The sequence below is a fragment of the Actinomadura opuntiae genome, from assembly GCF_030283205.1.
Classification (GTDB): domain Bacteria; phylum Actinomycetota; class Actinomycetes; order Streptosporangiales; family Streptosporangiaceae; genus Spirillospora.
In genome coordinates, this window is sequence record NZ_JASNWF010000023.1 from 110,037 (window position 1) to 121,879 (window position 11,843).

Here is an 11,843-nt window from a genome sequence, read left to right on the forward strand (position 1 = left end):
GCGCGGTGACACCGGGGTTCGTGCGGCGCCCGCTGCGGCGCGCACTGGAGCAGGTCGAACACGTCACGCCCGTCCCGCCCTCGAGCGCCCGCGGCGCCGTCGCCGCGGTGTACGCGCAGGTGGAACGCGACTTCGGGATGCTCGCGCCGCCGGTGGCGCTGCACTCGCCCGCGCCCGGCCCGCTCGCCGCGTCCTGGGTGATGCTGCGGGAGACGCTGGTCGCCGAGGGCGCGGCGGAGCGGACCGACAAGGAGGCGGTCGCCGCCGCGGTCTCGCGCGCCAACCGGTGCCCGTACTGCGTGGCGGTGCACGGCGCGACGCTGGGCGCGCTGTCGTCGCCCGCGGCCGCGGCGGCCGTCGCCGACGGCCGGTGGGCGGCGGCCGGAGACCCCGCCCGCGGCCGGATCGCGCGCTGGGCGGCCGGCGAGGCGCCCGCGCCGCCGCTGGAGCCCGGCGCTCTCGCCGAGCTCACCGGGGTCGCCCTGACATTCCACTACCTGAACCGGATGGTGAACGTGTTCCTCGGGGACGCGCCGCTGCCGTCCCAGGTGCCGCGGGCCGCGCACGGCCCGATGATGCGGCTGCTCGGCCGCATGGCGGGCGCGGCGGCACGGAAGGGGCCGCCGCAGGGGGCGTCCCTGCCGCTGCTGCCGGCCGCGCCGCCGCCGCCCGACCTGGCCTGGGCGGCGGACGCCCCGCCGGTCGCGGACGCGCTCGCGCGCGCCGCGGCCGCGATCGAGGCGGGCGCCGTCCCGGACGCGGTGCGGGACCTGGTGCGGTCCCGGCTGGCGGCGTGGGACGGCCGCCCGCCCGGCCTCGACCGCGGCTGGGCCGCCCGGGCCGTCGCGGACCTGGCGCCGGCCGAGCGGCCGGCCGGCCGGCTGGCGCTGCTCACCGCGCTCGCCTCCGCCCAGGTGGGACCGGCCGACATCGCGCAATTCCGCCGGGAGCGGCCCGGCGACCGGGCGCTGATCGAGGTCACCGCGTGGGCCGCGCTGGCCGCGGCGCGCCGAATGGCCCACGCAATGCGGGCCGCGTCCGGGACGTCCGGGCGTCCGCTTCTCTGAGAATGCCGGAGTCCGAAGTTCACCCTTGCAAAAGACCGGTTTCCCGGTTTCCATCAATGGACAGGGAGATCGTTCCACCCGGACAGCCGACCGGTCGCTCGTTGTCATGATCGCACCCCACCGCGATCATCCATGGTGAGAGGTGAGACGGCGGATGGAGCACAGCATTCTCGCGGAACCCGCGGGTTCCGGGGAACGGCGCGAGGACCAGGGGCGTGCGGGCGGCGGCGCGGGCGAACCGGCCGCCGCCGTCCATTCCGTCCCCGTCACCGCGCTGCTGTCGGCCGACTCGCCGCGGCTCGCCGGCGAGGACCGCGACCACACGCTGCGGCTGGTGGAGGCCGGCCGCGGCGTGCCGCCGATCCTCGTCCACCGCGCCACGATGCGCGTCGTCGACGGGATGCACCGGCTGCGCGCCGCCATCCTGCGCGGCGACGAGACCATCGACGTCGTCTACTTCGACGGCGACGCCGACGAGGCGTTCGTCCGCGCGGTCGAGGAGAACGTCGCGCACGGGCTGCCGCTGTCGCGGGCCGACCGGCGCGCCGCCGCCGCCCGCATCATGGCGAGCCACCCGCGGCTGTCCGACCGCGCGATCGCGGCGCGGACGGGGCTGTCGGCCAAGTCGGTGGCCGAGGTGCGCCGTTCGTCCGCGGCGGTTCCGCGGTCGAACGAGCGGCTCGGCGCCGACGGCCGGGTCCGGCCGCTGAACAGCGCCGAGGGCAGGCTCGCCGCGGCGCGCGCGATGACGCAGCGCCCCGACGCGCCGCTGCGGGAGATCGCGCGGGCGGCCGGGGTGTCCCTGTCGACCGCCCATGACGTGCGCAAACGGCTGTCGCGGCAGCAGAACCCGGTGCCCGAGCGGTACGCCGGGCCGCCCGCCCGGCCGCGCACCGGCGGGGCCGCGCCGGGGCGGGCCGGCGGCGCGGGACGCGCAGACCGGCAGCGCGACCACGGCGCGATCCTGCGCACGCTGATGAAGGACCCCTCGCTGCGCAACACCGACACCGGGCGGCAGCTCCTGATGCTGCTGCGGGCGCGCGTCATCGCGCCCGGCGACTGGGCCGACCTGCTGGACTCGGTGCCCCCGCACTGCCGGGAGGCCGTCGCCGAGCTGGCCCGCCACTGCGCGACCAGCTGGCACCGGCTCGCCGACGAGCTCGACCGGCGCTGACCCCGCGCCGCCCGCACGGGACGCACCCGTCCCCGTCCCCGCCCCGCACGCGCGCCCGCGGCCCTACCGCGGCCGCCGCCGCGCCTCCCGCCGCGCCTCCCGCCGCGCTCCGCCGCCGCGCCCCCGGCCGCCCCGTGCCCGGGAATGCTCCGAGAATTTAATCGTCAACTTTATTACGGCGTTATGTTCGGAGCCTCTTCGTTGACCGCGCCACACCATTTCAATAACGTTGGCGTTGCGATCAGATCAATGGTCACGGCGCGATGACGGCGATCCTGAAACGCCTTTTGCCCGGCATTTCTCGTCGACTTCTCGCGCCCGTATCCCCGACCGGGTCACGGAACGGAAGGATGCCGCGTCATGCGCAACATCTCCGAAGAGGCCGTTGAGCGAGTCATCGAGAACATGTACCTGAATCTGGGCGAGCAGCTCACCATCGACGACATGGCCCGCACCGCGTTGTTCAGCAAGTTCCATTTCTCCCGCATCTTCCGCCAGGTGACGGGGGTGTCGCCGGGCCGGTTCCTGTCCGCGCTGCGGCTGCAGGAGGCCAAGCGGCTGCTCATCTCCACCACCCTGACCGTGGCCGACATCAGCAACCGGGTCGGGTACACCAGCGTCGGCACGTTCAGCTCCCGGTTCAAGAGCAGCGTCGGCCTGGCCCCGTCCCTCTACCGGCAGAACCGCGGCGTGCGGGCGCGGATCCCCACCGACCCGCGGCGCAACGACTGGGGCACCCGGTCGGTGTCGGTCGCCGGGCACATCCTCCCGCCGGAGGACGGCACGGCCGGCACCGTGTTCGTCGGCCTGTTCCCCGAGCCGATCCCGCAGGGCTCCCCCATCCGCTGCACCGTGCTGAACGGGCCGGGCCGCTACCGGCTCCCGCGGGTCCCGCAGGGCACCTGGTACGTCCTGGCGCACTCCCTCCCGGACGGCCACGACCCGTTGCCGGCCGACCCGTTCACCGCCGACCCCGTGCCGTGGGTGGGCAGCCACGGCCCGATCTCCATCGCCGCGGACACCCTGCCGCCCTCGGTGGACGTCCGGTTGCGCCCCATGCGGGTGATAGACCCGCCGGTGCTGCTCGCCCTCACCGACATCCGGGCGAACGCCCTCAACGCCACCGCCGGCTGACGCCCCCATGAACGGGTCCGGCACCGTCTCCGCCCCGGGGCTCGGGTGGAGACGGTGCCGGATCTCGCTCACGGCGCGCCGGACCCGGCGCCACCGGGGCCTGTCAGCGGAGGGGACGGACCTGCATCGGCAGCCCGCCGCGCATCCGCAGCGACAGCATCGGTTCGGGGACGACCCGATGCCCCGGCACGACCGTCAGCCGCAACTCCCGGGCGATCAGCGCCAGCACGAACGTCGCCTCCATCAGCCCGAGATGGTTGCCCACGCAGAACCGCGGCCCGGCCCCGAACGGGATGTAGGCGTACCGCGGACGGGCGGCCGCCCCGCCCGGCGCGAACCGCTCCGGGTCGAACCGTTCCGGGTCGTGCCAGAAGGCGGGGTTGCGGTGCAGGGTGTACGGGGAGATCAGCACGTCCGACCCGGCCGGGACGCGGTAGCCGCCCACCTCGTCCTCCGCCTGCGCGGTGCGGGTGAGGATCCACACCGGCGGGTACAGCCGGACGGCCTCCTCGATGACCATCCCGGTGTAGGTGAGGCGGTGCAGGTCGTCGTACTCGGGGAGCCGGTCGCCGAGGACCTCGACGGCCTCCTCGTGCAGCCGCCGCGCCACCTCCGGATGCCGGTCGATCAGGTACAGCGACCAGCCGAGCGTGCTCGCGGTCGTCTCGTGCCCCGCGAGCAGCAGCGTCACCAGCTCGTCGTGCAGCCGGCGGCGCCCGGCGCGCGGATCGCCGTCCTCCCGCGCGGACGCGATGAGCCGGGCGAGCGCGTCGTCCCCGTCGGCGCCGCGCGCGGTCCGCTCGGCCACCAGCCGGTCCACGACCCGGCCCAGCTCCGCCCGGGCGCGCCGGAACCGCAGCTGCGTGGGCAGCGGCGTCCACAGCGGGACAGCGCTGAGCGTGACCATGTCGAACATCGCCTGGTCCTGGACGGCCTCGAACGCGTGCCCGATCCCGCCGAACGCGCCGAGATCGGCGTCCAGGAGCGTGCGGCCGAGGACGCCGAGGGTGAGCCCGGTCAGCTCGCCCATCACCTCGACGGCCCCGCGATCGGCGTGCGCGCGCAGCCGGTCGACGAGACCGGCGGCCTCCTCGGCGACCACGGCGGCCTGCGCGGCGATCCTGGCCTGCCGGAAGACCGGCTGGATCGTGCGGCGCTGTGCGCGCCACCGGTCGCCCTCGCTGGTCAACAGCCCGTCGCCCAGGGCGCGGCGGGCCTGCGCGAGGCCGATGCCCTTGTGGTAGTTGGCCGCGTTGTCCGCCAGGACGTGCTTGGCGTGCCGGGGATGGTTGAAGATGTAGAGCGTCTTCGGCCCGGCCGCGACCCGGACGGCGTCGCCGTAACGCGTCGTCGCGTCCATCATCAGCCCCAGCCGGTCCCGGACGAGCTTCGCGAAGATCCCCGGCATCGCCCGGCGCGGCGGCCCCGGCGGCGTCCGCCCCGCAGCGCGCGCCTTCACTCCCTGGGGTGAGGCGACCCGGTCCGCTTCGCTCATATCTGCCTCCTGCGGGGGGACGACCCCCCGCGCCCCCCGATCCGCTTCGCTCATGCCTGCACCCTGCGGGGGGACGACCCCCCGCGCCCCCCGGTTCGCTTCGCTCATGCTGTTACCTCCGTCCGCTCGGGACGCACCGCATGGAAGCGCCCGTCGAAGAACAGCAGCGCCCCGTCGGCGTCCCGGCGGCTCATCGACAGCAGCCGCGCCGTGAAGATGGTGTGGTCGCCGCCGTCGTAGCGGCGCCACACCTCGCACTCGAAACCGGCGGCCGCCCCGGTGATCAGCGGCACCCCGGTCAGCGCGCCGGGGTGCCAGTCGACCGCGTCGAACTGCGCGGCGCCGAGCGCCCGCGCCGGGTTCGCGAAGTGCCGGGCGACCGCCTGCTGGTCCGCCGCGAGCACCGACACCCCGAACCGGGCGCGGCCGAGCAGGTTGCGGTGCATGTTGGCGCCGCGGCCGACGCACACCAGGATCAGCGGCGGGTCCAGCGACACCGAGGTGAAGGAGTTCGCGGTCATCCCGTGCGGGCGCGGGCCGCCGACGGTGAGCACGGTGACGCCCGTCGCGAACGTCCCGAGCGCCCGGCGCAGCGCCGCGGTGTCGAAGGCGCTCACGCGGTCCCTCCCACCTCGGCGAGGCCCGCCGTGTAGGGCTGCAGCGCCCGGGCGAGGGCGTCGGGGATCCGGGCAGGCACCGTCCGGCCGTTCGGGCCGCGCATGCACGCGACCCGCTGCCGTCCGCGCGCCACGAGCGTGTCGGCGCCGCCGTCCAGCCGGACGTAGTCGAACCCGAACTCCAGCTGCGTCTGCGCCAGCTCCAGCAGCCGCATCCGGATCGACAGCTCGTCGAAGGCGGTGATCTCGGCGAAGAACTCGCAGTCGACGCGGAGGGTGAACAGCTTGAGGTCGCGGTTCAGGTCGTCCAGGACGGCCGGGGCGCGCTGTTTGAGGAACATCTCCCGGCACCGGCCCTGCCAGCTCAGGTAGTTGACGTAGTAGACGTTCCCGACGAGGTTGGTCTCCTCGAAACCGACCGTGTGCAGGTACTCGTAGTAGTGGCCCATGCTGTGCGGCGACCGCCCTTCTCGGGTCAGGCGCGGCCGGTGGCGACCGGCCGGCTCAGGACTGCGAACACGACCGGCTCCGGGACGTCCCGCAGGGTCGTGGCGAACGTGGCGACGCGCAGGTCGCCGGAGGCCAGCACCACCCAGCCGGGGCGGGCCGGCGGCAGCAGGGTCAGCGGCGCGCCGGCGGGCAGCCCCGCCTTCTGCAGGCATTCCCTCGCAGCCCATATCCGCGTTCCGGCCGTGCCGGAATTCGCGTCCTGCTCGGCGGTGACGAGGTCCAGAAGCGGGCGGTGCGGGCCGAGCAGGCCGTCCCACTCGGCGTCCGGACGGGGCGCGGCGAGCTCGGCGTCGCAGCCCAGCGGACCCGGTCCGGCGACCGCGAAGGTCAGCCCGGGGCCGTGCGAGACCGACACCGCGGTGGCGTCGCCGGACGCGCCGTCCAGTTCGGGGCGGCCGTCGGGCCGGTACCGCAGGACGGCCGGACGGCCCAGCGCACGACTCACCGCGAGAGCCGACCGCGCGCGGCGCGCCTCGACACCCGTCCCGGCTTCGGTGTGCGGTTCGGGTTCGACGCCGACCGCGACGCTGATCCCGGCGACGTCGGCGAGCGTGCGCTCCAGGTGGCCGGAGAGCAGCGGCCCGACCCATGGCCCGGTGCCGTCGGACCGGCGGACGGCCCGCAGCCGCAGGCCCTCCCAGCGTTCGACGACGGTGCCGTCCCCGTCCCGCACCGCGATGTCGTAGGTGTAGGTGTCGCCGTCCTGCGCGCGTTCGGTGGCGCAGTAGCGGAGCGTGCCGGTGAGCTTGTCCCCGCCGGGGTACAGCCGCTCGATCCCGACCGGCAGGAGCGTGGCGTCGGGGACGCAGACCTGGTTGCCGTGCATCAGCGCGTCCCGCAGCCCGGGGTCGCCGAGCACCAGCGCGTCGGGAAGGTATCCGGCGAACCAGTCGGCCGGGACGGCGGCCACGTCCGCGTCGACGTGCCGGGCGGCGGCCCGGCGATAGCCGCGCAGCCGGTGGAAGCGCTCGCCCTGGAACAGCACGCCGCCGTACAGGTCGGCGCCGGGGTCGAGGGGGACGGCCGGCAGCGCGTCGGGCACCTGCTCGGGCGGGCCCCCCTCCGGGCCGCCGGCGCCGTAGCGCAGCCGGGCCCGGAAGTGGTCGGCGGCGAAGCCGGTCTCCGCGCTGCGGATCGCCACCTCGACGGTGTCGTCGCCGGTCACCACGGCCGCGATCCGGACGGCGGTGGACCCGTCCGGCGGCACCACCACCGGCCGCAGGAACTCGACGTCCTCGAAGACAGGTGTCCCGGCGTGTCCGGCGACGGCGCGGGCGGCCTGCGCCATCGCCTCCATCCCGAACACGGCGGGGAACAGCGCGTTCCCGTCGAGGTGGTGGTCGGGCAGGTACCGGTCGGTGCCGGCGCCGAGCTCGACCTCGGTGACCAGCTCGACGCCCGGGTAGTGGACGAGGACGCGGTCGACGAAGCGCAGCAGCGGCAGCTCGGGCCGGTCCCGGCGGACGGTGTCGACGCGCCCGGTGCGGCCGCTGACGACGACCACGGGCGGCGCGTCCGGGTCGGCGACCAGCCGGCGCATCAGCGCCACGCCCTGGTCGGGGCCGATCGGGGTGATCCCGTCGCGGGCGAGCGACTCCACCACCGCGAGGCGCTCTCCCATGCCGACGCCGGACCACACCGACCATTCCACGCACAGGCACCGGCAGGCCGGGTGCCGTTCGGCGAACGCGCGGGTCAGGTGGGCCATCCAGTCGTTGGCGACGGCGTAGTGCGCCTCGCCGGGCAGCCCGCTGCGGCCGATGATGCTGCCGAAGGCGACCAGCAGCCGCAGCGCGCCGGGGTCGACGGCGCCGAGCACCGCCTCCAGCCCGTCGATCTTGGGGGCGATGGCGGCGCGGAAGGCGTCCGCGTCGAGGTTGGGCAGGGCGGCGGGCTCGTTGCGGCCGGCGCCGTGCAGCACGCCGGTGACCGGGCCGAGCGCGGCGCCGATCTCGGCGACCGCGGCCTGGACCTGCGCCGGGTCGGTCACGTCGGCGCGGACGTAGTGGACGCGGGCCCCGGCGTCCGCCATGCGCCGCAGGTTCGCGGCGAGCTCGTCGTCGCCCGCGGGGTCGGAGCGTCCGAGGACGGCGAGCGCGGCGCCGGTGCCCGCGGCGACGGCGAGCGCGCACTCGGCGGTGATGCCCTTGCCGCCGCCGGTGACGAGCAGGACGTCGTCCGGGCCGAGCGGCGGCTCCTCCCGTTCGGGCGTCACCGGCATCGGCCGCAGCGTGGGGACGAGGCGGCGCCCGTCGGCGTCGTGCATGACCTCGCTGAAGCCCGCGGTGGCGGCGACCTCGGCGACGACGCGGTCCACGGCGTCGGGGACGGCGGGCAGGTGGACGACGGTGACGCGCAGCCGCGGGGCCTCCAGGCGCAGCGTCTTGGCCAGCCCGGCGGCGCCGCGCCCGTCGCCGGTGAGCACGAACCGGGTGACGGAGCCGTCGGCGAGCGCGGCGTGCGCGCCGTCCAGCGCGAGCCGCAGCGCGTCCTCGTCGCAGTCGGGGGGCAGGCAGACCAGGACGCCCGCGCCGACGCGGGCGCGTTGCAGCGCCTGCCGCAGCGCGCCGGCGAAGGGGTGCCCGGCGGGCGCGTACAGCGTCCAGGGGCCGTCCTCCTCGGGCTCGGCGGGCGGGGCGGGCGGGGCGGGGTCGAGGTCGACGGTGAACGCGCGCGCCCACGCCGCGGCGCCCTCGGCCGCGGGGGCGGCGGGCGCGCCGCCGGCGGTCTCGGCGAGGGTGTCGAGGGCGGCGGCCAGCTCGCCGAGGGACGCAGTCGCGTAGTTCACGACGGTCTGCGCGGGCGGCAGGTCCAGCAGCAGCGCCGCCTGGTTCATCAGCTGCCCGACGGTGATGGACGACAGGTGCAGGTCGTCCAGCGGCCTGCTGTCGTCGCGGACCAGTTCGGCGGGCAGCTCGGCGCGCTCGGCGGCCAGGCGGCGCAGCAGTTCCAGGCTGGACTCCCCGGCGGCGGCGCCCTCGCCGCCGGCGGTGGCGTCCGGTTCCGCCGGAGCGGGCGCCACGTACTCCTCGAGGGCGAGTTCCGGTGCCTGCTCGCACGGGCTGGTGAGGAAGTCGAACTCCGCGCCGATCTCCAGCGGGCGGGTCAGCCGGTCGCGGAACAGCGCCGCGGTGTCGACGGGCGCGCCCGACACGAACGCCGCGGCGACGACGCGCAGCAGCGAGGTGAGCGACTCGTCGTCGGTGTCCAGCGCGACCGCCGGGGTGCCGGTGATGCCCGCGACCAGCCCGGTCAGCACCCGGCCCGGGCCGACCTCGACGAACAGGTCGGCCTCCTTGGCGGCCAACTGCAGCGCCTGGCTGAACAGGACGGGCTCGGTGATCTGCCGGCGCAGCAACTCCGGGACGTCGGTGCGCACCGGCAGCGGCTCCCCGGTGACGGTGGACACCAACCGCCGCTCCACACCGCCGAACCGCTCCCCCGCCAGCGCGTCGGCGAACGCGCCCGCCGCCGGCGCCACCAGCGGGGAGTGGAAGGCGTGCGAGACCGCGATGCGGGTCCACGGCACGCCCGCCCCGGCGGCGCGCCGCCCGGCCTCGTCCACCGCGTCGTTCGGTCCGGCGACGACCGTCTGGCCGGGCCCGTTGTATCCGGCGATGACCACCGGCAGGTCCGTGATCAGCTCGGCGACCCGCTCGGGCGGAGCGCTGAGCCCCGCCATCGTCCCGGACGCGCTGTGCTCGGCCATCGTGCGGCCGCGCGTCGCGGTGACCCGCAGCAGCGCCTCGGCGTCGAGCGCGCCCGCCCAGTGCAGCGCGGAGATCTCGCCGAGGCTGTGCCCGACCGCGACCACGGCGTGCACGCCGAGGGACTCCAGCGCCCGCAGTCCCGCCATGGATCCGGTCGCGATGCGGGGCTGCGCCACGGCGGTCGCGGTCGTGTCCCCGGCCGACGGGAGCGCGGCGCGCAGGTAGACGTCCTCGGCCTCGGCGAAGCGGCGGCGCAGCGCTCCGCCGCTGGTGCCGCGCCCCGAGCCCTGCCCCGGGAACAGGAATCCGATGGCGGCGGGCCGGGTGACGCGGCCGAGGAAGGCGGTGCCGCTCGGGGTGAGCCTGGACGTCTCGCCCTCCTCCAGGGCGGCGGCGAGGCTGCGCAGGCGGTCCGCCGCGTCCTGCGGGGACGAGGCGATCACGGCGGCGCGCGCGGTACCGCCCGTCAGCCGGGACTGCAGGACGGCGCCGAGGTCCGACAGCTGCGCGTACGACAGCCCGGACACCCACCCGGCCAGGCCGGCGATCCGGTCGCGCAGCTCGGCGGGGGTGTCGGCGTCGAACAGCAGCAGCTCGGCGTCCTGGACCGAGCGCGCGAGCGCGACCGACGCGGCGGCGGGCGCGGCGCGGCGCGGGCCGGTGCCCTCGACGACCAGGTGGGTGTTGATGCCGCCGAACCCCATCGCGGTGACGCCCGCGCGGGCGGGCGCGCCGTCCGGCCACGGCTCGGCCCGCCGCAGCACCCGCAGCGCGGCGTCCTCGCCGGTGAGGACGGGATGCGGGTCGACGCACCCGGCGGTCGGCGGCACCATCCGCTCGCGCACCGCCATCACCGCCTTGATGAACCCGGCGATCCCCGCGGCGGCCTTCGTGTGGCCGATCATGCCCTTGATGGAACCGATCGCGGCGCGCGGCACCGTGCCGTCGACCGCCTCGGCACGGGCCTCGGCGCGGGCCTCGGTCAGCGCGGCCAGCTCGGTGGCGTCGCCGATCTCCGTGCCGGTCCCGTGGCCCTCGAAGAACGGGACGGTCTCGATGCCGAACCCGGCGCGCTCGTAGGCGCGGCGCAGCGCCAGCCGGTAGCCGCGCTTCTCCGGGCGGGTGATGCCGCCCTTGCCGTCGGACGACACGCCCCACCCGGCGACCACCGCGTACGGCTCGCGGCCGTAGCGCCGCGCGTCCTCCTCGCGGACCAGCACCACCATGCCGCAGCCCTCGCCGGGCCAGAAGCCGTTGGAGCCGCGGTCGTACACCCGCATCTCGCCCCGGGCGAGCGCGCCGGTCTTGGCGAACCCGACGATCTCGAACGGGTCCAGGGACAGGTCGACCCCGCCCGCGACGGCGGCGTCCAGCTCCCCGTCGAGCAGGGCGCGGCACGCCGTCGCGACCGACAGCAGCGACGACGAGCACGCGCCGTCCACGGTGTAGCCGCCGCCCTTGAGGTCGAAGTAGTTGCAGATCCTCCCGGCGATGGTGTTGGACAGGCCGCCGGCGAGGGTGTCCTCGTTCACCGCGGGGAACGGCGCCTTGTAGCGGCGCTCCAGCGTGGCGAGGAACTGCGCGAGCGGCTCGTCCTCCCACCCCTCCTCGCGCAGCGCGGCGGCGACGGTGCGGCGCACGTACGGCCAGCGCACCCGCATCAGGTTGGCGCGGGAGAACTCGCCGGTGAGGGTGTTGCCGACGACGACGCCGGTGCGCTCGGCGGGCAGCCCCTCCGCGCCGGGGAACCCGGCGTCGGCGAGGGCCCGCTCGGCGATGTCGAGCGCGAGCCAGTGCGTCAGGTCCGTCGACCGGAACGTGCTTCCGGCGATCTTGTGCCGGACCCGGTCGAACGCGTAGCCCTCCAGGACGGCGGCGTTGCGCGCGTAGAACCGGTCGGGCGCGGCGGGGTCGGCGTCCCAGTAGTCCGCCAGCCGCATGCGGACGTCGGGCAGCCGCCGGAAGGCGCGCCGTCCGGCCAGGGCGTTCTCCCACAGTTCGGTCGGCGAGGTGGCGTCGGGGTAGCGGCACGCCATGCCGATGACCGCGATCCTGCTCATTCGGGGGCAGCCTTCTTTCCAGCGTTCGCCGGCACACGGCAGGAGCGCAGCCGGTGCGATGGGCCTTGGGGTGTGG

Annotated in this window: 7 protein-coding genes; 3 read left to right on the forward strand and 4 right to left on the reverse strand. The window is 76.0% G+C overall.

The genetic code is table 11. The annotated features are described in order from the left end of the window. Positions 1–5 precede the first annotated feature (5 nt). From QP089_RS39065 to QP089_RS39075, 3 genes are all read left to right on the forward strand, one after another. Entirely contained in the window at positions 6–1,067 is a 1,062-nt protein-coding gene (locus tag QP089_RS39065) for a carboxymuconolactone decarboxylase family protein (RefSeq protein ID WP_285918980.1), read from the forward strand. Positions 1,068–1,221: 154 nt separating this feature from the next. Next, positions 1,222–2,241: a ParB/RepB/Spo0J family partition protein gene (locus tag QP089_RS39070; RefSeq protein ID WP_285918982.1), complete on the forward strand. Its 1,020-nt coding sequence runs from the start codon at positions 1,222–1,224 to the stop codon at positions 2,239–2,241. A gap of 360 nt (positions 2,242–2,601) precedes the next feature. Continuing rightward, entirely contained in the window at positions 2,602–3,375 is a 774-nt protein-coding gene (locus QP089_RS39075; RefSeq protein ID WP_285918984.1) for a helix-turn-helix domain-containing protein, read from the forward strand. Positions 3,376–3,478: 103 nt separating this feature from the next. Here QP089_RS39075 and QP089_RS39080 read toward each other — a convergent pair whose 3' ends face one another. The 4 genes from QP089_RS39080 to QP089_RS39095 all read right to left on the reverse strand — a co-directional run bounded on the left by QP089_RS39080 (position 3,479) and on the right by QP089_RS39095 (position 11,767). Further along, a complete protein-coding gene (locus QP089_RS39080; RefSeq protein ID WP_285918986.1) occupies positions 3,479–4,870 on the reverse strand; it encodes a cytochrome P450 in 1,392 nt (463 codons plus the stop codon). A 104-nt stretch (positions 4,871–4,974) separates the two neighbouring features. Next, positions 4,975–5,487 (reverse strand): flavin reductase family protein, encoded by a 513-nt coding sequence (locus tag QP089_RS39085; RefSeq protein ID WP_285918987.1) that lies wholly within the window; start codon positions 5,485–5,487, stop codon positions 4,975–4,977. Beyond that, positions 5,484–5,936 (reverse strand): acyl-CoA thioesterase, encoded by a 453-nt coding sequence (locus tag QP089_RS39090; RefSeq protein ID WP_285918989.1) that lies wholly within the window; start codon positions 5,934–5,936, stop codon positions 5,484–5,486. The genes QP089_RS39085 and QP089_RS39090 overlap by 4 nt, the downstream gene beginning before the upstream one ends. A 26-nt stretch (positions 5,937–5,962) precedes the next feature. Next, entirely contained in the window at positions 5,963–11,767 is a 5,805-nt protein-coding gene (locus tag QP089_RS39095) for a type I polyketide synthase (protein ID WP_285918991.1), read from the reverse strand. Between the last annotated feature and the right edge of the window lie 76 nt (positions 11,768–11,843).

Coding starts and splice junctions, on each gene's coding strand:
- QP089_RS39070 (WP_285918982.1), top strand. CDS start 1,222: ATGGAGCACAGCATTCTCGCGGAACCCGCGGGTTCCGGGGAACGGCGC.
- QP089_RS39075 (WP_285918984.1), top strand. CDS start 2,602: ATGCGCAACATCTCCGAAGAGGCCGTTGAGCGAGTCATCGAGAACATG.
- QP089_RS39080 (WP_285918986.1), bottom strand. CDS start 4,870: ATGAGCGAAGCGGACCGGGTCGCCTCACCCCAGGGAGTGAAGGCGCGC.
- QP089_RS39090 (WP_285918989.1), bottom strand. CDS start 5,936: ATGGGCCACTACTACGAGTACCTGCACACGGTCGGTTTCGAGGAGACC.
- QP089_RS39095 (WP_285918991.1), bottom strand. CDS start 11,767: ATGAGCAGGATCGCGGTCATCGGCATGGCGTGCCGCTACCCCGACGCC.